The sequence below is a fragment of the Brevundimonas sp. AVps23W genome (assembly GCF_058681395.1).
Genome location: NZ_CM178738.1, coordinates 2,717,352 through 2,738,902, shown reverse-complemented (window position 1 = coordinate 2,738,902; position 21,551 = coordinate 2,717,352). Strand labels below are relative to the sequence as shown.

The window sequence follows — 21,551 nt, the reverse complement described above, 5'->3', positions numbered from 1 at the left end:
TCAGAGCCGCCAGTTCAGGCTAATGCTTATGTAGCGGCCGTTTTCTATGTAGTCACGAACGCCACCATCTCCCTCTCCAAAAGTGTAGTAGTATGTATAGTTGTCCAGTAAGTTCTGCACCTTGAATGTTGCCGTCATGTTTGGTGTGATCTGGCGTCGCGCCATCAAGTCGACGAACTGATAATCTTGTTCGTAAGGGTCGTTTCCGTAGTCTTCAATATCTTCCAGCGACACGTCTTGATAGTTGTAGGCGATATAGGCCTCCCAGCCGTTGCGTTCCCAGAACACTTCCAGATTTACGATGTGGTCGGGGGTTTCCATGAACGGCAGGGTGTAGCCTTCGGGATGCCAGGACAGGCCGGTCTCCGCTTCCGACCTTTGAATGGTGGCGTTTATCGCCACGCCCAGGCCGTCGAACGGCGCCGGCAGCCAGTGCAGCTGTTGACGCGCGTTGATCTCGACGCCGCGGATCTCGGCCTTGCGGCCGTTCAACGGCATGGAGACGGACACCCCCGACGGGTCGTCATATTCGCCCGCCGTGCCGTCTTGGATGACGGACGACGACGAGCGGAACAGGAATTTGTCGATGTCCTTGTAGAACAGGGCGAGCGAATAGGCGCCGGTGCGGCCGTTGTAATATTCCGCCGAGAGGTCGTAGTTGACCGAGGTCATCGGTTTCAGGTCGGGGTTGCCCTGAACGATGCCTTCGAGCACCCATTCATTGGTCGGATTGGTGACGCCGTCGCCGTCGGGATCGCTGTCGTAGCTGTATTCCTTGACCGAGGTCATCCGGTTGATGTCCGGACGCGAGACGCTGGTCCAGATCGCCGCGCGCAGCTTGGCGTTCCGGCTGAGGTCATAGTTGACGTGGATTGAGGGCAGCCAGTTGGTGAAGCCCGAGGTGTCGGTGGTGTAATCCTCGCCTTGCACTGGGTCTTCGGTCCAGGCGCGAATGTCGTTGCTGGTGTCTTCGACCCGTACCCCGGCAATCACTTCCGCCGCGCCGAAACGAGCCGTGCCCATCGCATAGGCCGATACCACCTGCTCGTCGTAGAACCAGGATGAGGCGTAGTCGATCGAGTCCGTCTCATCCAGCGTCAGCAGAGTAGAGTTCCCCGCCTTGGCGCGCTCGATCTCGGCCAACATTTTGTCGGTGTCGATGACGGCGCCGAGTTGATACTGACCAGTGTACCGACCGTCGAACATGTCGGTGACCGTCTCGCCGAACAGGGCGGAATAGTCCGCCATCGTGCCCTGGGGCTCCAACTCCATAAGCGTACCATCCAGCCGCTCACGTTCTGACTTGTAATATTTGGCGCCGACACGGATCTCCTGTAGCCATGATCCGGTCGGCTCGTAGCGCAGGTTGAACTGGGCCTGGTTTAAGGTTTCCTTAGTGCCGCCGTAGCTGGCGCTCAGGCTGGACGCTGTGTATTCGCTTAGATCTTGGACAGCTTCCATGCCGGCGGGGTTCAACACCCACTTCAGATACTGTGGTTCGCCCTGGCTGACGATCTCGATCCCGTCGTTGCCGTACCAGCCATAAGCCGTACGACCGAAGTACATTTCGTAGCTATCGACAATGTTGTCTTCCGAACTCGAATGCGAAAGATCATAGTCGATTGTGAAGGCGCCCAGTCGGCTCTCGCCGCCGAAGTTCACCATTTGCAGTATGCCCTCCGTCGTGCCGCCTTCCCAATAACGGCGCAGACGGAAGCCCTGCGGGTCCCACGAGCCCGATGACCCGTTCAGACTATAATAGCCGGTGGAACCCTTGTCCGCGTCAGTAATGATGCCGTCTTTGTCGCGGTCTACGACCTGATCGGTCGTATAGCTGTAGATCGCCCCCTTGGATCCATAGCCGACGACGGCGTCCGAAGGTTGAACCAGGTCGCCTGCCGCCTTATCGACCTGCTCGAGGCGCGCCGAGGCGCTGGTGCCGGCCTCGTTGCGGAAGTTCAGGCGGTTCCTGAACTGCGTCTCTTCATACTCGTTGTACTGGCCGCGCAGGTGGAAGTCGTGGTGGTCGCCGCGCCAGTCCAGCGACCCGTTGAAGCCCCAACGCGTCACATCCGTGTCGCCAGTGGACATTTCCAGACCGCGGGTGACGAAAGTCTGGGGGTCGAAGTCCAGGCTCTGGGCTGAACTGTACCAGGTGCTGGGCATATTATCCCCAGAGTTGCCGATCTGCTCGAACTGCGAGGCGCGCTTCGAATAGTTGCCGGTCACGAACAGGCCCAGACGATCCGAGAACTGCTTGCCGAAGGCGACGTCCGCCGCCCACGATGTCCGGTCGTCGCGCTGTTGCAGCACGGTGCCCTCGATCGAGCCGGCGACATGGGTCGGATCATAGTCGAAGGCCGTCGGCGTCTTGATATCGACGGTGCCGCCGATGGCGTCGCCGTCCATATAGGGCAGCAGGCTCTTGTAGACGGTGATCGCATCGACCCCCGAGGTCGGCAGGAAGCTCAGACGGACGCCGCGGAAGAAGTTGTCGTCGGGCGACCCGGTTCCGCCCATACGCACGCCATTGACGGCATAGGCGTTGTACTCGGTGGACATCCCCCGGACGACGACCCGGTCGCCCTCGCCGGTGAAGTGGTTCCGCACCGCCGACACGCCGGGAATACGCGACGCAGCCTCGGTCAGGTTCGACGACGGCAGCTTGCCCATGTCGTCGGCGCTGACGCTGTCCGAGATCATGTCGTTGTCGCGCTTCTCATCGATCGAGCGGCGCAGGCCCTTCAGATAACCGGTGACGACGACTTCATCGAGTACGGTCGCCGGCGGGGCGGCTTCGGCAGGCGTCGCGCCCGCCTGAGGCTGAGCCTGAGTCTGGGCCTGAGTTTGGGCCTGAGTTTGGGCCGCGGCCCAGTGCGGAAACGCGGCGACGAGCGCCAGGCCGCAGGCGGCGGCCATATAGCGAGATTTGGTCTTGAGCATGTGATCCCCCGTGATCTGCTACGGCGCAGACGGGGGAGAGACGGGCTGGCCATCCAAGTCTGACAGGCGTCATCAAGATTTCATCCGGCTGTCGCTGATCCGCAGATTTCGGGCGCGGTCGGCGTGAATAATCCTGCGAGCAGGCCGCCGCTGAAGCCTTGTTGTCACAACCGACTTCTATGAACTTGGCGCATCGACGCCGAGGCGAACCTGGGCCGTCGTCTCAGCACGGACCCGCCATGCCCCAGATCGACCGCCGCGGCCTGTTGGCCGGCCTCGCCGCCGCCGCCGCCTTTCCCTCGCTGGCGCGGGCGCTGAGCATTGCGCCCAAGGTGCGGACCGGCACGATCCAGGACGTCGAACATGTGGTGATCCTGATGCAGGAGAACCGGTCCTTCGATCACTACTTCGGCACGATGAACGGCGTGCGGGGCTTTTCGGACCCCCATCCGGCGCCGGCGCCCGCCATAGACGGCAAGGCCCGCGACGTCCTGCTCCAGCATGACGGCGGCGGCGAGGGGCCGGCCTGGCTGGCCCCCTTCGCGCTGAACACGCGCCAGACCTTCGCCCATATGCGGGTCGAGGGCACGCCGCACAGCTGGTCGGACGCCCAGGCGGCCTGGGACGAGGGGCGGATGGGGCGCTGGCCCGAGGCCAAGCACGCCCATTCGATGGGCTATTACGAGCAGGCCGACATTCCTTTCCAGTACGCCATGGCCGACGCCTTCACCCTGTGCGACGCCTATTTCTGCTCGCTTCAGACCGGCACCAATCCGAACCGCGTGATGCTGTGGTCGGGCACGAACGACGGGTCGGGCGCGCGGGGCGGACCCTGTATCGGCAATTCGCACGACGAACTGCCGCGCAACGGCGGCGACGAGGAGCCCTATCGCTGGACCACCTATGTCGAGCGGTTGCAGGCGGCGGGCATCGACTGGCGCGTCTATCAGGACATGGCCGACAATTTCACCGACAATCCCCTGGTCGGGTTCGACGCCTTTCAGAAGGCGGTGGCCGGCGCGCCGGGATCCGATCCGGCCCTGGTCGAGCGGGGACTGACCACGCGGGCGCTGGACGGACTGAAGGCCGATGTCCTGGCCGGGCGACTGCCCCAGGTCTCCTATGTCATCGCCACCGCCAGCGGTTCGGAACACCCCGGCCCGTCCAGCCCGGCCCAGGGCGCCGACTATACGGCCCAGGTGATCGACGCCCTGACTGCCGACCCGGACGTCTGGGCGCGCACGGTCCTGCTGGTCAATTTCGACGAGAACGACGGCTTCTTCGACCATGTGCCGCCGCCGGCGCCGCCGTCGCGCGACGCCCAGGGCGGCCTGCGGGGCGGCTCGACCGTCGATCTGACGGGCGAGCACCATCTTCAGCCCGCCCGTGCCGACAAGCAGCTGGACCTGCCGCAGTATCGCGGGCGTCCCTACGGCCTGGGCCCACGTGTGCCCCTGTATGTGCTGTCGCCGTGGAGCCGGGGCGGGAAGGTCAATTCCGAGGTGTTCGACCACACCTCGGTGATCCGCTTCCTGGAGGCCAGGTTCGGGGTGATGGAGCCCAATATCTCGCCTTGGCGTCGCGCCGTCTGCGGCGACCTGACCTCCTGCCTCGACTTCAGCGGCTCGGACGCCCGGCTGGTTTCACTGCCCGCGACCCACGACGAGGCGGTGCGCGCCGCCGCCCTGGCCGGACGCACCACTCCGCCGATCCCGACGACCCCGGCGCGACCCGAACAGGCCGCCGGCTTCAGACCGGCCTGCCCCAGCGTCTATGCGCTGGAGTGCGAGCGTGAAACCCTGGCCGACGGCGGCGAGCGTCTGTCCTTCATCAACACCGGCGCGCGGGCGGCGGTGTTCCACGTCTATGACCGTCTGGACCTGGAGACCGGCCCCCGGCGCTATACGGTCGAGGGCGGCAAACGGCTTCAGGACATATGGGCGGGATCGGGCGGCGTGGATCTGCAGGTCATGGGCCCGGAGGGCTTCCATCGCCGCTTCGTCGGATCGGGCGCGGCTCGGACGGTGTCCGCGCGGCTGGATTGGTCGGGTCCGGCGCCTGTCCTGGTGCTGACCGGCAAGGGCGCGGCGCGGGTCGATCTCGGCCAAGGCGAACAGAGCCTCACAGTCGATGACGAACACAGGCTTCGCATCGACGGGATGGACGCCAATCAGACCTATGACCTGTCCGTCGAGGCCGGCGGCTGGCGAAGCGAGTTCGCCGGCCGGGCTCCGGCCACGCCGCCCAGGGGTTGATCAGCCGCCCCGGCCGTCCGCGACAAAGGCGGCGACCGTCGGGAAGGATTTGCCCTGAGGACGCATGTCCTCGCAGGCGAAGGACTTAAGCCCGCCATAGACGCCGCCCGACGGGGTGGCGTCCCAGGCGCTCTCCTCGGCGTAACGGTCCGTTTCCGCCCCGTCCGGGCCATGGCTTATAGTCGCGACCGTGCGGGACTGACCGTCCGAACAGCGGATGGCGACTTCCTCGACCTCGTGGCTCAGATCGGTCGCGTCGCCCTGGGCGGGGACGCGGGCGAAACGGACGGTGGCGACGCCGTCCGTGGCGGCAAGTGTATCCAGATCGACGATGTAGACGGTCTTGTCGGTGGCTGAAAACCGGGTCCAGGTCTCTGCCGCCACTGGCGACGCTGCGGCCAGGACGCCGAGGCTCAAGACTGTCAGTTTGGCGATTCCGCGCATGATGATCCTCCCGTGAAGAGAGGGATTTGATACCCGTGATCGTCTGATTTCAAGTCGGGTTCCAGTTCCGGGTTCCCGACGCCTCGACCAGGTTCAGGGGCGGGCGCGACTGGGTAGGGCGGCGACCTCTTCGGCGTTCAGCGACTTGGTCACGAAGGCCCGGCACGCGCCCGATCCGAATGAAGAGCCCGGCACGATGACATGGACGGAATCGCCGACGCAGACATTGTCCGATCCGCCGACCGTCGGCGTCACGGCGATAGAGATCGCGGAATCAAGATCGGGGCATCCGCCGGCGGTGTTGATCAGGAAGACATCGTCGCGCAGCGAGCGGATATAGAGGTCCGACTGTTTATCGACACGGAAGTTACGGATGTTGTCGGTGCGGAAACAGCGGGCTGTCGAGGTCTCGCCCTCGGCGACGGCCGCCGTGTTCGCGGCGGGCGCGCAGGCGGAAAGGCTGAGGGCGGCGGCTGTCGAGGCGACCAAGCTCAAAGACAGAATACGCATCGAAGATCCCCTTGCTGTCGGCACGTCAACCAAACCCCGACGCAGATGAACACAGTCTGAACCACGATCAGGTCGCCGACGCCCGATCAGGATCGATCCGCGCCGCGAACGCTGAGGCAAGCGGCGAGGGGGCGCCGGAAATCAGCGCGACGACATGCTCGCCCAGCAAGGGGGCCACGCAAAGGCCGCGCGATCCCAGACCGGTCAGGACATAGACCCCGTCCGCCCGACGACCGGCCAGCGGCAGGCGGTCGCGCGTGGTGGCGCGAATGGCCACGCGGCGATGGCGGTCGCTCGCCTCGACCTGATCCGCCAGTCGGGGCAGGCGGGCGCGCAGGGTGTCCAGGTTTTGGGCGCTTTCAGCGTCCCGGGGTTCCAGCGCCACGTCGCCGCGCGCGTGGGTCGCGCCAAACAGGAAGCCGGTCTGCGTCGGCGCGACATAGCCGCCCCAGGCCGTAGCGGGCACGAACGCTCCCTCGCACCAGTCGGCCTGGCCTCGCATCGGCGTCAGGCCGTTCGCCGGCGACAGGTCGGCCGACCCCCAGCCTGCGGTCACGACGACGGCCTCCGCCTGGGCCAGCACCTGGCCCTCGGCGTCATGAATGATCCAGCGGTCGGCGTCCCGTGTGATCCGGGCGGCGAAACCCTTCACCACTTCCGCCCCGGCCAGCCAGGCGGTCAAGGCGGCGGCGGGTTGGATGACGCGGGCGTCGGCCATCAGCAGGCCGCCATCCGCGGTCGGTTCGCCCAACCGCGCCGCCGCCGCCTCAGCGTCGATGACGGTCATGGCGCCCTCGCGCCAGATCGGCTGGGCCGCGATCTTGGCGAAGCGCGCCGCGTCGCGCGGCGCCTGGGGCAGTTGCAGCACGCCCCGAGCCAGCACGGCGCCGGGCGTGGCCTCATACAGATGTCGCGCCCGTTCCAGCGCCTGGGCGTAAAGGCCGGCGATGGCCTGATCCCCGGCGTCCAGTCGCGGCGTCGCCAGACCGGCGGGAAAACCCGATCCGCCCGCGCCGGGCCGATCGCATTCGATAACGATAGGGGCGATCCCGGCGGCGATCAGAGCGCGCACGACAGCGGCTCCGGCGATCCCGGCGCCCACCACAGCGACGCGGGCAGGGGGGGCGGTCGCGGGGGCGTCCGCGGGCCCGCCTGCCAGCCGCGCTTCCAGCCGTTCGCGCTTGCGACCGTGGCCGGGCTTCTTCTCCACGACGAAGCCGCGTTCAGACAGTCCGCGCCGCACCGCCCCCGCCACGGTGAAGGTGGCCAGGCGCGCATGGGGCGCCGAACGGGCCGCGATCCCGTCCATCACCTCGGGCGACCACATGCCGGGGTTCAACGCCGGCGAAAACCCGTCCAGAAACCAGGCGTCCGCCTGTCCGGACCATTGCTCCAGCGCCCAGGCGGCGTCGCCGACGGCCAGGTCGAGGACAGCGTGAAACTGGGGCAGGTCGACACGGTGGAACCCCGGCGTCCGGTCTGGCCAGGCCTCGATCAGGGCCTGAGCCGCCTCGGCCAGCTCTGGCCAGTTCGACAGGGCGCGTCCCGCTTCTTCGGCGGTCAGGGGAAAGCCCTCGATGGAGAAGATGTGCAGCCGCCCGCCTTCCGGCCGGGTCCGCCGCCACAGGTCCAGCAGGGCGACGATGTTCAAACCGGTGCCGAAACCCAGCTCTGCGACCGTGAAACGGCATCGCCCGGCCCAGGCGTCCGGCAGGCCGCAGCCCTCCAGAAACACCGCACGCGTCTCGGCCAGTCCGTCGTCGCGCGAAAAATAGACGTCGCCGAACCGCCCGGAGCGGGGCTCGTCTTCATCGGTCCAGGTCAGGCGCGGAGAGGTGTCGTCGCTGATCATGGCGCGGCTCTAGCACCTCTGACCCCATTACGAAAAAGGCCGCCTCGGTGCGGAGGCGGCCCTGTTCGTGAACGCCGAAGTTCAGTGCCCTTCGTTGTGAGCCGCGCCGTGATCGTCGCCGTGCCCGGCTCCGTGATCGGCGGGGGGCGGCGCCACAGCGGCGGCATGGGTCGTGTCGCCGGCGGGCGGGGCGCTTTCAGCCGTCATGGCGGCTCCCGCGTCCTCGGCGGCTTCATTCGCGGTGGCGGCGGCCGCAGCTTCTGCGGCGGCTTGATCGGCGGTCAGGACTTCGTCAGCAGCAGCGCCGGCGGCCTCGACGGCGTCGCTCGGGGCTTCGTGGTGTTCTTCTTCCGGCGCCTTCTGGCATCCGGCGATGACGAGGGCGGCCACCGAGGCGGCGACAAGGGCGGCTATGCGCATGGGGGAAGTCCTCCGAAGGCTGTTCGCGAGGTCTGAAGCCTCGCCTGAAACGATACGACCGGCGTCGACCCTGGAGCAAGTCGGCGCCGGCCGTCAGCGGTCTGCAAACGTTGCGCGAACCCGGCGTTCCGCTTGTTCAGTCTCAGTCGCTGCCGATATTGTTCAGCACTTCTTCCATCTCGGCGAAGGAGGGCTGGCAGGCGGACGGGATGTCGCCCCGGCCGATCTCGACCGAAATCTGGGCGGCGTTGCCGTGCAGGTGGGCGATCAGCACCGACTGGATCATCTTGTAGTAGGCCGCTTCCTCATTGATGATCGCGGTCAGGCGCGCCGCGAACGGTCCCACCAGGCCATAGGCCAGGAACACGCCCATGAAGGTGCCGACCAGGGCGCCGCCGATCATGCCGCCCAGGACCGCCGGCGGCTCGGTGATCGAGCCCATGGTCTTGATGACGCCCAGCACGGCGGCCACGATGCCCAGGGCGGGCAGGCCATCGGCCAGGGTCTGCAGCGCATGGGCGTTCTCGAGATGCTCGTGGTGATGCTTCTCGAGCTGCTTTTCCATCGCATCTTCGACCTGGTGCGGATCTTCCAGGTTCATCGTCATCATCCGCAGGGTGTCGCAGATGAAATCGACCGCGAAATGGTCCTTCAGCACCTTGGGGTACTTCTGGAAAATCGTCGATTCCTTGGGCTTTTCGATGTGGCTTTCCAGGGCGACCACGCCCTTGGATTTCATCGTCTTGGTCAGCTGGAACAGCAGGGACAACAGATCCTTGTAGTCCTGCTTCTTCCACTTCGGCCCGGCAAAGGTCTTGCCCAGCCCCCCCATCGAGCCCTTGATGACGGTCATGGAGTTGGAGATCAGGAAGGCCGCGATGCCCGCTCCGCCGATCGCCATCAGTTCGTGAGGCGCGGCGTGGATGATGACGTCGAACTTGCCTCCAGAGATGGCGTAGCTGCCGAAGACGAGACCGAACAGCAGCACAATGCCGATGATCTGAAACATGTGACGCAATACCCTGACCCGAGAGGGCCTAAGGATGGGCCTTTAATGATTAAGACGGCGTTTCGCGAACGCCGTCTTATCTCGTTTCAGAGGCGGCCTTCGCCGTTCAGAATGGCGGTGCGCGCCGCCGGCGTCAGCTTCTGATAGCCGGTCTTGCCGCCACGGACATACAGGGCCGAGCCGGTCTTTTCCGGCTCGAAGCCGTCCGCCACCAGGTCGGCCTTGCGGTATTTGAACGTGCCGGTCGTCTCGGCCGCTTCGATCAGCCGCACGAACACGGGCTGGGCATAGGCGGGCAGGCGTTCCTCGACATGGGCGGCGAAGGCCTTGGGATCGAACTTGGCGTCGGTCACCAGGGCGGCCATGCCGGCCTTGCCTTCCTGACCAGGCACCGGCACGCCATAGACGATGGCCTCCGACACGCCCGGCGCCTCCATCAGGGCCTGTTCGACCTCTGAGGTCGAGACGTTCTCGCCCTTCCAGCGGAAGGTGTCGCCCAGGCGGTCGACGAAGTAGAAATAGCCTTCGGCGTCCTGTTTCATCAGGTCGCCGGTGCGGAACCAGCGGTCGCCCTTCTTGAAGACGTCGGTCAGGATCTTCTTCTGCGAGGCGGCCTTATCGGCATAGCCCGAGAAGTCGTGGCGGATGTCGTTGCCGATCTCGCCGATCGCTTCGCCGATTTCGCCGACCTTGGCCAGTCGGCACAGGCCGTCCGTGCCGCGGATCGGCTGTTCGCTGTCCACGTCGAACTGAACCAGCCGGATATTGATCTGCTTCTTCAGATAGCTGGGCACGCGACCGATGGCGCCCTGTTTGCCGTCGAAGTTGAACAGGGAGACATTGCCCTCGGTCGAGCCGTAGAACTCCAGCACGTCGGGAATGGCGAACCGGCTCTGGAACTCGGGCCAGACGTCCGCGCGCAGGCCGTTGCCGAAGGCGAGCCGCAGCTTGTGCTTCTGCTCATAGGCCTGGGGCGGGCAGTTCACCAGATAACGGCACAGCTCGCCGATATAGACGAACATGGTCGCCCCGGACGCCACCACGTCGGGCCAGAAGCTGGAGGCGGAGAAGCGTTTGCGGATGACAAGCCGGGCGCCGTTCAACAGGGCCGCCCCGACCCCGACCAGGCCGCCGGTCGAGTGATACAGCGGCAGGACGTTGAAGATCCGGTCCTTCGGCGTCGAACGCGTGGCGCCGGCGAAGGCGCGCATATAGGTCCGGGCGCGCGAATGGGGGATGCGCGCCGCCTTCGGCAGGCCCGTGGTGCCCGAGGTGTAGATGTACAGCGCGGTGTCCCGGTTGGTCAGGCCCTCGCGCACCGAACGGGCAGGGCGCACGGACGAGGCGCCACGCACAGGCTTGTCCAGGCCACGCCGGTCGCTGGTCTCGTCCTCGTCGCCCAGACCCAGCACCCACAGCATCAGGCTGTGGCCGACCAGGGGACGGGTCGCCTCGATCTGACGCCAACAGTCCTCGTCCGCCACCACCTGGAAGGCGTTGGAGATGGTCAGGCAGTGGGCCAGGCCCGGCCCGCTGAGGTTGGTGTTGATCAGGGCCGTGGCGATGCCGACCTTGGAGAAACCGATCCAGGCCGCCAGATATTCGACCCGGTTGGTCATCATCAGGGCGATGGTGTCGCCGCGGTTCAGACCCCGACCCTTGGCCCAGTGACCGTAGCGGTTCGCCATGGCGTCCAGGTCGCGATAGGTCAGGCTGCGGCGCTCGTCCTCAAGGGCCACATTGTCGGGGAATTTGTCGACGGCTTCTTCAATGTCGTCGCACAGCAGAACGTCGCTATCCAGCTCGATCGGCTTGATGCGCTTGAGCAGACGGAACAGGCCGCGTGCGAAACGCACGTCCCTACCGATATTCGCTACCAAACCCATGCTCGCCGTTACTCCGGTCTATGCGTGTTCCACCCGCCCTCGTGATGAACGAAGGCAGCCCGTTCGGTCAACCGCGTGGCGAACAAACGCCTTGGAAACCGTCGCGATCATTGCAGGCCGTGTCTCATTTGTTCCGGTGACGTTGGGGAAATCCAGAGCGGGCCTGCGGATTTTCCCATTTGTTCGGTGTTTTCAGGCGCGGGAAAGATCCGACCTTGCCCCGAATGGACCTAGCGTGGCGGCAGTTCCGGAAACTCCAGCCGGCTGACGTCATAGCCCAGCGCCCGCGCCCGATCCGTCAGGGCCCGCACCTCGGCGTCGCTGGGGACTTCCCGCGTATAGATGAATAGCCGCTCGAACGTCGGGTCCGCCGATATGAACCAGCTGTAGTCGTCCGCCCGGTCCAGCACCCAATAGTCCCAGGTCACCAGACCGTGCAGATAGCGAACCCGCAGCTTGGCGTTCATGCCCGGATCCAGGATACGCCCCCCGCCTTCGATGGCCTTCTCCTTGCCTTGCGGCGAACCGACCTGACAGGTGTCGCGCACATCGATACGGTCGCCGCCGACCGGGGTGTAGATCGACGCCCCCGCCACGCAGCCGTCCGTCAACCGGTCGGGCAGGCGGGCGATCTCCAGCCAGCGTCCCGACCACAGCCGTTCCAGCTCTATGGCCTTGGTCGGCTGCGGCGCTCGATATTCGGACGGGGAGGGCGCGGTGACGCAGCCCGAAAGCGAGGCGAGCAGGCCGGCGGACAGCGCCAGGGCGGCAGTCAGAGATTTCATTGATAGCACCGGCTTTCTGTTTCGCCATCAAGGCGCAACATGCTGTCTAGGTTCCGCCAACAAGGCGCGGCACGATCACGCCCGTCTGCAAAATCTCACAGCGACTACCAGTATCAATCGCTTGCGACCCATTGCACAGTATCGTTTTACGTCAGGCCTCTATGGAGACCTGCCCTGGTGGACGCCGCTATCCTGACCGAAGTCCTGAACACATCCAGCCTGACCCAGCCCGATCCTTCGCGGTTGACCCATCTTCAGCGCCTGGAGGCCGAGAGCATCCATATCATGCGCGAGGTGGCGGCCGAGGCCGAGCGCCCGGTCATGCTGTACTCGATCGGCAAGGATTCGGCGGTGATGCTGCACCTGGCGCGGAAAGCCTTCTATCCGTCCAAACCGCCGTTCCCCCTGCTGCACGTCGATACGACATGGAAGTTCCGCGCCATGTACGCGATGCGCGAACAGGCGGCGGCCGATCTGGGGGTGGAGCTTCTGGTCCACCAGAACCCCGAGGCCGTCGCACGCGGGATCAATCCGTTTGATCACGGCTCGGCCCTGCACACCGACCTTTGGAAGACCGAGGGGCTGAAACAGGCCCTGACGCTGCACGGCTTCGACGCGGCCTTCGGCGGCGCCCGGCGCGACGAGGAGAAGTCGCGGGCCAAGGAGCGCATCTTCTCCTTCCGCACCGCCGAGCACCGCTGGGACCCCAAGAACCAGCGGCCCGAGCTCTGGCGGCTCTACAACACCCGCAAACGACCGGGCGAGAGCATCCGCGTCTTCCCCATCTCCAACTGGACCGAGCTGGACGTCTGGCAATACATCCACCTGGAGCAGATCCCCATCGTGCCCCTGTACCTCGCCGCTGAGCGGCCGGTGGTCGAACGCGACGGCGCCCTGATCATGGTGGACGATGACCGGTTCCGGCTGCGTCCCGGCGAGACGCCCCAGATGAAGTCCGTCCGGTTCCGCACCCTGGGCTGCTACCCCCTGACCGGGGCGGTCGAGAGCACGGCCGCGACCCTGCCCGAGGTCATTCAGGAAATGCTGCTGACCACCACCTCCGAACGTCAGGGCCGGATGATCGACCACGACCAATCCGCCTCGATGGAGAAGAAGAAGCAGGAGGGCTATTTCTGATGGCTCACCAATCGGACCTGATCGCCGCTGATATCGGCGCCTATCTCGACGCCCACCAGCACAAGAGCCTGCTGCGTTTCATCACCTGCGGCAGCGTGGACGACGGCAAGTCCACCCTGATCGGCCGGCTGCTCTACGACTCCAAGATGATCTTCGAGGATCAGATGGCGGCGTTGGAGGCGGACAGCCGACGTGTCGGCACCCAGGGCGGCGACATCGATTTCGCCCTTCTGGTCGACGGTCTGGCCGCCGAGCGCGAACAGGGCATCACCATTGATGTGGCCTATCGCTTCTTCTCGACCGAGAAGCGCAAATTCATCGTCGCCGATACGCCCGGCCACGAGCAATACACCCGCAACATGGTCACCGGCGCCTCGACCGCCGACGCCGCCGTCATCCTGATCGACGCCCGGCGCGGCGTCCTGACCCAGACCCGGCGGCACGCCTATCTGGTCAGTCTGCTGGGCATTCGGCATGTGATCCTGGCGGTCAACAAGATGGACCTTATGGGCTGGTCGCAGTCCGTGTTCGACGCCATCGTTTCCGACTTCCGCGCCTTCGCCGGCCAGATCGGGCTCAAGACCTTCGACGCCATCCCCATGTCCGCCCTGCGCGGCGACAATATCACCGAGGCCAGCGCCCATTCGCCCTGGTACGCCGGTCCGTCGCTGATGAGCCTGCTGGAGACGCTGGAGGTCGGGGACGACCTCCAGGCCGATCCGTTCCGCCTGCCGGTGCAATGGGTCAACCGGCCCAACCTCGACTTCCGCGGCTTCTCCGGCCAGATCGCCGCCGGAACCGTGCGCCCCGGCGATCCCGTCCGCGTCCTGCCGTCGGGCAAGACCTCGACCGTCGCCCGCATCGTCACCGCCGACGGCGATCTGGCCCAGGCCGTCGCCGGCCAATCGATCACCCTGACCCTGGCCGACGAGATCGACGTTTCGCGCGGCGACGTTCTGGCCAGCGCCGACGCCCCGCCCGAGGCCGCCGACCAGTTCGAGGCCACCGTGGTCTGGATGGACGACGAACCCCTGCTGCCGGGCCGTCCCTATCTACTGAAGATCGGCGCCAAGCTGGTCGGCGCCACCATCACCGAGCCCAAGCACAAGGTGAACGTCAACACCCTGGAGCAGCAGCCGGCCAAGCGGCTGGAGCTGAACGAGATCGGCGTTTGCAACCTGTCGCTGGACGCTCCCGTCGCCTTCGCCCCCTATGGCGAGAACAAGGATCTGGGCGGTTTCATCCTGATCGACCGGATCTCGAACCGCACGGTCGGGGCGGGCCTGCTGAACTTCGCCCTGCGTCGCGCCCACAATATCCACTGGCAGGCCCTGTCGGTCGACAAGGCCGCGCGCGCCACGATCAAGAACCAGACGGGCCGCGTCGTCTGGCTGACCGGCCTGTCCGGCGCCGGCAAATCCACCATCGCCGATCTGGTCGAAAAGCGCCTCTACGCCGACGGCCGTCACACCTATCTGCTGGACGGCGACAATGTCCGCCACGGCCTGAACCGCGACCTGGGCTTCACCGAGGAGGACCGGGTCGAGAACATCCGCCGCGTCGCCGAGGTGTCGAAACTGATGGTGGACGCCGGCCTGATCGTCCTGGTCAGCTTCATCTCCCCCTTCCGCGCCGAGCGACGCCTGGCGCGCGACCTGCTGGGGCCGGGCGAGTTTGTCGAGGTTCACGTCGACACGCCCCTGGCCGTCGCCGAGCAGCGCGACGTCAAGGGCCTCTACAAGAAGGCCCGCGCCGGCGAACTGAAGAACTTCACCGGCATCGACAGCCCCTACGAAGCCCCTGAAGCGCCCGAGATCGTCGTGGACACCACCACCATGTCCGCGGAAGACGCCGCCGAACGCATCGTCGCCTGGCTGGACGGCCGGTTCTCGACCGAGGATTTCAGCATCTGATCCGGTGGGGGAGGGCGGCGGTCAGCCGTTCTCGTATCCCCGCCACCATTTAACGAAGCGCGGCAGGCCCTCGGCCAGGGTGACCTTGGGTTTGTACCCCGTCAGGGCGTTCAGCTTGGAGACGTCGGCATAGGTGGCGGTGACGTCGCCGGGCTGCATGGGCCGCATGATCTTCTCCGCCTCGGTTCCCAGGGCGTCTTCCAGGGTGGTGATCATCTCCATCAGGCCGACAGGCGAGCTGTCGCCGATGTTGTAGACTTCGTGCCCGCCCTGCGCCGGCGGATGGTCCAGCACGCCCACGATCCCATCGACGATGTCGTCGATATAGGTGAAGTCGCGCGCCATCTTGCCTTCGCCATAGACCTCGATCGCCTCGCCGCGCGCGATCTTCCGCGTGAAGCTGAAATAGGCCATGTCGGGCCGGCCCCAGGGGCCATAGACGGTGAAGAAGCGCAGGCCCGACTGGGGGAAGCCGTACAGTTTGGCGTAGCTCTGGCTCAGCAGTTCGCACGACCGCTTGGTCGCCGCGTACAGCGACACCGGCTCCACCGTCGGATCGTCCTCGCGGAAACCCGCCCCTTCCAGCGGCCGGTCGCCATAGACCGAGCTGGACGAGGCGTAGACCAGATGGGTCACGCCGTTGTGCCGCGCGGCCTCCAGCATCGACAGATGGCCCGCCAGATTGGACCGCTCATAGGCGAAGGGGTTCTCGATCGAATAGCGAACCCCGGCCTGGGCGGCGAGGTGGACGATCCGCTCCACGCCCTTGTCGCGCACCAGGGCCAGCATCTGTTCGTGGTCGGCGATGTCGGCCCGCACCATGGTGAAGCCCTCGCGCGCCTCCAGCCGCGCGGCGCGGGCCTCTTTCAGGGCGGGGTCGTAGTAGTCGTTGAAATTATCGACCCCGATCACGGTCTCGCCGCGATCCAGCAGCCGTTCGGCCGTGTGCATTCCGATGAAGCCGGCCGCGCCGGTGACGAGGATAGGGGTCTTCATGATAACCACCCGACCATGCCTGTCGCGCGCATCGAACATCCTTCTTGAACAACAGGATGCCCGTCTATCGTCATTTTCACCGCAAGGCGATGGATGGCGTCAGCGATTCTGGCCCGTCGAAGTAAGGCGGACGAACCGCGCGCCGCAGCGCTCGGCTCGTCCGTCCGGGCCTGGGTCAGGCCGAGTAGTACTTCTTGTATTCGCTGTAGTAGTAGCCGGCGTCGCCATAGCCTTGCTTGGCCTGGGCGTTGACGTCGACCTGGGTCAGGGCGACGCCCAGGATATAGGCGCAGGACTGCTGCAGCATCTTGATCGCCGTATTGGTGGCGCGGGCAGGGGTCTTGCGCCAGCGGGCCAGCACGATGGTCATATCGGATTTTGCCGCCAAGACCCGGGTGTCGGCCAGGGCCAGAACCGGCGCGGTATCCATCAGGATCAGGTCGAAAGAGCCGCGCAGTTTGGCCAGTAGATCATCCATGGTCTGGGCGCCGAACACGTCCTGCGTCGCCACCACATTGGACAGCGGCAGGATATAGGCGCCTGACGCCTCGTCCCGTGTCAGGACGGCTTCCAGCGTCGTCTTGCCCTGGATCAGCTCCACCAGGCCGGCGTCGGTGTTCAAGCCCATTGCACGGGTGACGGCGCGGCGACGCAGGTCGCAGTCCATCAGCAAAACCCGGCTGCCGGCGATGGCGGAAACCTGGGCTAGGCCGACCGCTGTCGTCGTCTTGCCTTCGCCGGGAAGCGCCGAAGTGATGACCACGACCTTGCAGCCCTGGCTTCCCGCCGCATAGTTGATCGAGGTCCGCAGCGACCTGAAGGACTCGGCGAACACGGACAGCGGCCGCTTGACCGCAAAGTCGATGGGGCTGACGCCGCGATCCGCCGATTCCGCGATCGATGAGACCAGCGGAATGGAGCCGACGGCCGACAGGCCCAGTTTGCGCTCGACGTCATCGGTCGTGCCGACGCCGGCTTCCATCATCTCCAACAGGACAACGGCGGCGAGACCTGCGCCGAGACCCAGAACCAGGCTGAGCGCCAGGTTCAGCATCACATTCGGCGCGCTTTGCGACGTCGGGATGGAAGCGCGCGACACCAGGGTGGCGTCGGCCTGTTCGGTGCCGACCTGGGCGCTGGTCTGGCGGTAGCGATCCAGGAAGCTTTGATAGACTGCGCGCGCCGCTTCGGCGTTGCCTTCCAGTTCACGCAGCTGAACGGACGCGCCGCTGTTGCTGGCCAAGGCGCCGCGCGCCGCCGACAGGCTGGACTGGACCGAGCCGGTACGTTCTTGGGCGACCCGGACCTGGGCTTCCAGGTTCGAGATGATGCGTCGGATTTCGGCCTGGATCTGCGCGTCGATGTCGGCCAGTTCGCGTTGCGAACGCACCATGTCGGGGTGCAGCGGGCCGTAGCGGCTGCTCATGTCCGCGACGCGGGCGCTGATGGCGGCGCGCTGGGCCCGCAGGTTTTGAACAACCTGAGACGTCAGGGCTTCGCCGACGTCATCGCCGTTGGAGCCCGAGGCCAGCTGGGCGCGCGCGGTGCGAAGACGGGCGACCTGTTCGGCCTCTTGAGCCCGAACCGAAGCCAGTTGTTGGTTATAGGCTGAGATTTCCTGCTCCGTCAGGGTGAAGCCTTCGGAGCTGAGCAGATTGTTGGCGATCCGATAGTTGGATACCGCAGCATCCGCCGCCTGCATCTGCTGGCGCAGTTCGTTCAGGCGTGAACCCAGGAAGCTGTTGGCGTCGCCGGTGGCGTCCAGTTTCCGGTTCAGCTGAGATTGGAGGTATTTATCGGCGAGCAGGTTGGCGATACGAGCCGCCTTGACGGGGCTTTCCGATGTAAACGCCAAGTTCATCGAATAGGTCAGACCGACACGGCGGGCGCTGAGCCGTTCGCTGACGGCGTTGATGACTTCCTGCCGTTCCGCTTCGCGACCGGCTTCCGTGGTCGGTGCGCTGCGATCCGGCGCGAGGCCGAACCAGCCTTGCACGGTTCCGATCACGCCCGGCGTTTGTAGCCGCGCGTTGAACTCGGGGTCTTGCACCAGGCGAAGTTCGTCGACCACGGCGGCGGCCAATTCCGGCGACTTCAACGCCTCGACTTCGGTATCGACCACGCTGGTCTCAGGCGTCAAACCCGAAAGAACGGCTTTTGAATCAACCACCTGCTCGGTGCGGGTATTGATCTGAAGGTTTGCTGTCGCCGTGTATTTCGGCGTCTGGGCGAGTGTGACGAGGGCGACGATCAGGAAAACACCGGCAGCCACGGCCGCGAACAGCTTCAGCCGACGGCGGAAAACCGCGATCAGGCGATGCAGGTCGATCGTCTCTCCGGCTGTGTCGCCGGAAGAAGGCGAATAATCGTTTGTGTCAGTCATCGCACCATCATCAGGGCTCGGCCGCAGCCGGATTTCAAGGATCGTTCCGGTCAGGAAGCGAGCGCCGCCTATTCATACCGCACTGCACAAGAACAGCCTAGCGATGGTGAATAGGTGATCGAAATCGATCCAACAACCGGAATAGTGCTGTTCGCCCTGCAGTTAGCGTGCCGGTTCGCCACAATGAATGAATTCGTGCCTTAGCCTGATGTCGTTTCGACCTCCCTTGCTGTAATCTGCATGTTCAATCTCCATCTCACCCAAGACGGAAAAGCTTCTTGGGTGCGGCGGTGGCAGTTGTGTCGGCGCGCCAGGAAAGGAACCACATGGAACTGATCATAGGACCTCGGACCTATTCGACCTGGTCGTTGCGGGGGTGGCTGGTAATGAAGCGCACCGGCGCCGATTTCACAGTGATCGACGCCCGTTATGAGACGGAGGCGCAGAAGGCGGCGTTGCGGGAGGTGTCGCCGTCCGGCTTCGTGCCGGTGCTCAAAGTGGGCGGTGAACTGATCTGGGACACCCTCGCCATCGCCGAATGGGCCAACGAACACTACCCCCAGGCGCGGATGTGGCCCGCCGATCCGATCACCCGCGCCCTGGCCCGATCCGCGACGGCCGAGATGCACTCCGGCTTTTCGGCCCTGCGAAACTTTTGCGGCACGAGTTCTAACCGGCCCATGGTCGGTGACGCCCGGTCGGAGACACCCTCCGACCCGGCGCTGGATCGCGATCTGTCGCGGCTGGTGACCCTGTTCGGGCAGATGCGCCGTCGTTTCGGCGCAGACGGACCTTGGCTGTTCGGCGAATGGTCGATCGCCGACGCCTTCTATACGCCCGTCGCCGCGCGGCTTCGGCATTTCCAGATCGACCCCGCCGACTACGGCGACGACGGGACCGTCGGGGCCTATGCGGAGACCCTGCTGGCCCAGCCCGACTTTCGTCATTGGGAGGCTGAAGCCCAAGCCTAGCAGCCTAAGCCTGACGGCTCAGGCTTAACGGCCCGGAAACCACTCCCGCGCACCCTGTATTAAGCTGACGTCGTTATCCGTGGATCACATACGGAACCGACTGTTCCGCCGGGAGGAAGACCAATGCGGGCTCCGGCCATTGAGACGACCCAGACCGACAAGGCTCAGGTCAAGGTTGTCGCGTCGCGACTGATCAACCCTGTCACGGGCTACGGCCTCGCTGCGGTCGTCAGCGCCGCCTTCTGGGCCATGCTGCTCACGGCGATCTTCTAAGGCTTCAGCGGCTGCCCGCCACGTTGGGCTCCTGGGCGACCAGGATCGGCTCGGCAATAGGTGCGGGCGGCACATAGTCCAACGACACAGGCACCAGCTTCGCGCCCGAAGCCACGGCGTCCAGGGTGTTCAGCGGCCCGCCGAACATGCGCTGGTAGATCCAGTAGCCGGCGACGACCTTTTCCACATAGTCGCGCGCCTGGGGCACGTCGATCGTCTCGATCAGCAGCAGGGGATCGGCGTCCGGTCCCAGCTTGCGCACCGCCGTCAGCATCGGCCCCGGCCCGGCGTTGTAGGACGCCACGGCTCGCAGCAGGTCGCCCTGGAAGGCCGGCAGTTGCAGCATCCGATTGATATAGGCCTGGCCCAGCCGCATGTTGGTGGCGGGAACCAGCAGTTTGGTCGGATCGGTGACGAAGGTCCGGTCGCCGGTCATTTCCGCCGCAGTCGTCGGCATCACCTGCATCATCCCATAGGCGCCGGCGCTGGACCGGGCGTCGGGGTTGAAATCGGTCTCCTTGCGGGCAAGGGCGTAGACCAGAGCCTTCTCGATGACGAAGCCGCCCTCCGGCTCAAGCACCGGCATGGGGAAACGGGTCGCATCGATCCGCGTCGCATCGCCGCCGTTCCCCGACATCATCACGCGCGCCAGGGCGGTCCACATCCGCGCCGCATCGCCAACGGCGGTGCGCAGGCCCGAGCGCAGTTCGTTCTCGCCCTCGGTGCGGCGACCCACCTCATAATAGGCGACGGTGCGTTTGGCCCGCGCGTCGTTGCGGACGAAGGCCTCCAGCTCCGTGGCCTCGACGCCCGCGCCCTGGGGCACATAGACGGCGCGTTGCAGACGGGGCGCCGCCTGATAGGGGCGGGGCCCCAGGTTCTCGATCACCGGCTCTTCGCCCAACTGACGCAGGGCGATCTGGCCATAGAAGGTCGCCGGCCATTGGGCCGACAGGCGCAGATAGTCTTCCACCCGGTCCTGCCGGCCCGACTGGGCGGCGGCGCGGGCGGTCCAGAAGGCGGCGCCGGCGCGCACCCACGGATCCTCGGTGGGATCATTGGCGACCCGTTCGAAGGCGGCGAAGGATTCGTGGAACTGTCCCAGCCGCCATTCCGCCAGCCCGACCGTCCACCAGTCCCCGATTTCGCGCCCCACGGCCGAGGCGCCGGTCAGGTCGTCATTGTTGTAGGCGATGCGCGCCGCCTTCATCGGATCGACCGCCGGCCCGCCCGAGACGGCGGAGACGACGCTGTTCCAGGTCCGGCCGAGCAGACCGCCGGGCTTCACAGGCTCGGGCGCGCCATCGGGCCGGCGGCGCATGGCCAGGGTGTAGACCCGGTCGGCGCAGGGCAGGTCGGAATAGGTCTCCATCCAGGCCGCCAGTTCTTCATAGGTGGCGACATGGTCAGGATGGAACAGGCTTTCGAACTCGACCTGACCCAGCAAGACGCGATCCTGGGCCTGACGAGCCGAGGCGCGGGCCGCCTCGATATCACCGCGCCGCAACGCGTCGAAAGCAGTTGTGTAAGACAGCCGGTCGGCTGAACTCAGGGCCGTGGGGCGGGCGGAACCGGAAGCGGCGCCGGACATTCCGTCAATAGGCGTCTCCGCCGTCGCCGAACCAGCGGCGGCCAAACCCGTGACGGCGGCCGCAAAAATCAGCGTCGAGGCCAGACTTGCCCGGCGGAAAACATTCATACGCGGCGGCCCCGTTGGCGTCGCCCTGCCCGTTCTCGTCAGGCGGGGATCGTGTGGCGTTGGTCGTCAAACGAC

At 65.7% G+C, this 21,551-nt stretch carries 16 protein-coding genes; 5 read left to right on the top strand and 11 right to left on the bottom strand.

Features of this window, described 5'->3' with window-relative positions:
* Entirely contained in the window at positions 1 to 2,943 is a 2,943-nt protein-coding gene (locus ACW177_RS13235) for a TonB-dependent receptor (protein ID WP_492026153.1), read from the bottom strand.
* Between the two features lie 239 nt (positions 2,944 to 3,182).
* Here ACW177_RS13235 and ACW177_RS13230 point away from each other — a divergent pair, with 239 nt between their 5' ends.
* The gene (locus tag ACW177_RS13230; protein ID WP_492026152.1) at positions 3,183 to 5,198 is read left to right on the top strand and encodes a phosphocholine-specific phospholipase C; all 2,016 of its coding nucleotides are present in this window, start codon (positions 3,183 to 3,185) and stop codon (positions 5,196 to 5,198) included.
* Here ACW177_RS13230 and ACW177_RS13225 read toward each other — a convergent pair whose 3' ends face one another.
* From ACW177_RS13225 to ACW177_RS13195, 7 genes are all read right to left on the bottom strand, one after another.
* Positions 5,199 to 5,642 carry a hypothetical protein gene (locus tag ACW177_RS13225; protein ID WP_492026151.1) on the bottom strand — a complete coding sequence of 148 codons (444 nt, stop codon included), beginning with the start codon at positions 5,640 to 5,642 and terminating at the stop codon, positions 5,199 to 5,201.
* A 93-nt stretch (positions 5,643 to 5,735) separates the two neighbouring features.
* Positions 5,736 to 6,152 carry a DUF6491 family protein gene (locus tag ACW177_RS13220; RefSeq protein ID WP_492026150.1) on the bottom strand — a complete coding sequence of 139 codons (417 nt, stop codon included), beginning with the start codon at positions 6,150 to 6,152 and terminating at the stop codon, positions 5,736 to 5,738.
* Between the two features lie 67 nt (positions 6,153 to 6,219).
* Complete coding sequence (mnmC2, locus tag ACW177_RS13215) at positions 6,220 to 8,004, bottom strand: tRNA (5-methylaminomethyl-2-thiouridine)(34)-methyltransferase MnmC2 (RefSeq protein ID WP_492026149.1); 1,785 nt, start codon at positions 8,002 to 8,004, stop codon at positions 6,220 to 6,222.
* Between the two features lie 81 nt (positions 8,005 to 8,085).
* The gene (locus ACW177_RS13210) at positions 8,086 to 8,424 is read right to left on the bottom strand and encodes a hypothetical protein (protein WP_492026148.1); all 339 of its coding nucleotides are present in this window, start codon (positions 8,422 to 8,424) and stop codon (positions 8,086 to 8,088) included.
* Positions 8,425 to 8,566: 142 nt separating this feature from the next.
* On the bottom strand, positions 8,567 to 9,433 hold the full coding sequence (gene motA / locus ACW177_RS13205; RefSeq protein ID WP_492026147.1) for a flagellar motor stator protein MotA: 867 nt from the start codon (positions 9,431 to 9,433) through the stop codon (positions 8,567 to 8,569).
* 86 nt (positions 9,434 to 9,519) lie between these two features.
* Complete coding sequence (locus ACW177_RS13200) at positions 9,520 to 11,319, bottom strand: long-chain-acyl-CoA synthetase (protein ID WP_492026146.1); 1,800 nt, start codon at positions 11,317 to 11,319, stop codon at positions 9,520 to 9,522.
* 230 nt (positions 11,320 to 11,549) lie between these two features.
* Positions 11,550 to 12,104, bottom strand: coding sequence for a lipocalin family protein (locus ACW177_RS13195; RefSeq protein ID WP_492026145.1), 555 nt, complete (start codon positions 12,102 to 12,104; stop codon positions 11,550 to 11,552).
* A gap of 177 nt (positions 12,105 to 12,281) precedes the next feature.
* Here ACW177_RS13195 and cysD point away from each other — a divergent pair, with 177 nt between their 5' ends.
* A complete protein-coding gene (cysD, locus tag ACW177_RS13190; RefSeq protein WP_492026144.1) occupies positions 12,282 to 13,241 on the top strand; it encodes a sulfate adenylyltransferase subunit CysD in 960 nt (319 codons plus the stop codon).
* Positions 13,241 to 15,154 (top strand): sulfate adenylyltransferase subunit CysN, encoded by a 1,914-nt coding sequence (cysN, locus tag ACW177_RS13185; RefSeq protein WP_492026143.1) that lies wholly within the window; start codon positions 13,241 to 13,243, stop codon positions 15,152 to 15,154. The genes cysD and cysN overlap by 1 nt, the downstream gene beginning before the upstream one ends.
* A 21-nt stretch (positions 15,155 to 15,175) precedes the next feature.
* On the opposite strand, the gene ACW177_RS13180 is transcribed toward cysN, so the two are convergent.
* Positions 15,176 to 16,153 carry an SDR family NAD(P)-dependent oxidoreductase gene (locus tag ACW177_RS13180; protein ID WP_492028123.1) on the bottom strand — a complete coding sequence of 326 codons (978 nt, stop codon included), beginning with the start codon at positions 16,151 to 16,153 and terminating at the stop codon, positions 15,176 to 15,178.
* 172 nt (positions 16,154 to 16,325) lie between these two features.
* Positions 16,326 to 18,533 carry a GumC family protein gene (locus tag ACW177_RS13175; RefSeq protein WP_492026142.1) on the bottom strand — a complete coding sequence of 736 codons (2,208 nt, stop codon included), beginning with the start codon at positions 18,531 to 18,533 and terminating at the stop codon, positions 16,326 to 16,328.
* A 326-nt stretch (positions 18,534 to 18,859) separates the two neighbouring features.
* Here ACW177_RS13175 and ACW177_RS13170 point away from each other — a divergent pair, with 326 nt between their 5' ends.
* The gene (locus ACW177_RS13170; protein ID WP_492026141.1) at positions 18,860 to 19,504 is read left to right on the top strand and encodes a glutathione S-transferase; all 645 of its coding nucleotides are present in this window, start codon (positions 18,860 to 18,862) and stop codon (positions 19,502 to 19,504) included.
* A gap of 123 nt (positions 19,505 to 19,627) precedes the next feature.
* On the top strand, positions 19,628 to 19,777 hold the full coding sequence (locus ACW177_RS13165; RefSeq protein WP_492026140.1) for a hypothetical protein: 150 nt from the start codon (positions 19,628 to 19,630) through the stop codon (positions 19,775 to 19,777).
* 4 nt (positions 19,778 to 19,781) lie between these two features.
* Here the strand turns inward: ACW177_RS13165 and ACW177_RS13160 are convergent, their stop codons facing one another.
* Entirely contained in the window at positions 19,782 to 21,476 is a 1,695-nt protein-coding gene (locus ACW177_RS13160) for a lytic transglycosylase domain-containing protein (RefSeq protein WP_492026139.1), read from the bottom strand.
* Positions 21,477 to 21,551: the final 75 nt, after the last annotated feature.

Excerpts from the sequence above, each read along its gene's own strand:
- ACW177_RS13230 (WP_492026152.1), top strand. The coding sequence starts at position 3,183 with ATGCCCCAGATCGACCGCCGCGGCCTGTTGGCCGGCCTCGCCGCCGCC.
- ACW177_RS13175 (WP_492026142.1), bottom strand. The coding sequence starts at position 18,533 with ATGACTGACACAAACGATTATTCGCCTTCTTCCGGCGACACAGCCGGA.
- ACW177_RS13235 (WP_492026153.1), bottom strand. The coding sequence starts at position 2,943 with ATGCTCAAGACCAAATCTCGCTATATGGCCGCCGCCTGCGGCCTGGCG.
- ACW177_RS13220 (WP_492026150.1), bottom strand. The coding sequence starts at position 6,152 with ATGCGTATTCTGTCTTTGAGCTTGGTCGCCTCGACAGCCGCCGCCCTC.
- ACW177_RS13170 (WP_492026141.1), top strand. The coding sequence starts at position 18,860 with ATGGAACTGATCATAGGACCTCGGACCTATTCGACCTGGTCGTTGCGG.
- cysN (WP_492026143.1), top strand. The coding sequence starts at position 13,241 with ATGGCTCACCAATCGGACCTGATCGCCGCTGATATCGGCGCCTATCTC.
- ACW177_RS13200 (WP_492026146.1), bottom strand. The coding sequence starts at position 11,319 with ATGGGTTTGGTAGCGAATATCGGTAGGGACGTGCGTTTCGCACGCGGC.
- ACW177_RS13195 (WP_492026145.1), bottom strand. The coding sequence starts at position 12,104 with ATGAAATCTCTGACTGCCGCCCTGGCGCTGTCCGCCGGCCTGCTCGCC.
- ACW177_RS13225 (WP_492026151.1), bottom strand. The coding sequence starts at position 5,642 with ATGCGCGGAATCGCCAAACTGACAGTCTTGAGCCTCGGCGTCCTGGCC.
- mnmC2 (WP_492026149.1), bottom strand. The coding sequence starts at position 8,004 with ATGATCAGCGACGACACCTCTCCGCGCCTGACCTGGACCGATGAAGAC.
- ACW177_RS13210 (WP_492026148.1), bottom strand. The coding sequence starts at position 8,424 with ATGCGCATAGCCGCCCTTGTCGCCGCCTCGGTGGCCGCCCTCGTCATC.
- ACW177_RS13160 (WP_492026139.1), bottom strand. The coding sequence starts at position 21,476 with ATGAATGTTTTCCGCCGGGCAAGTCTGGCCTCGACGCTGATTTTTGCG.
- motA (WP_492026147.1), bottom strand. The coding sequence starts at position 9,433 with ATGTTTCAGATCATCGGCATTGTGCTGCTGTTCGGTCTCGTCTTCGGC.
- ACW177_RS13165 (WP_492026140.1), top strand. The coding sequence starts at position 19,628 with ATGCGGGCTCCGGCCATTGAGACGACCCAGACCGACAAGGCTCAGGTC.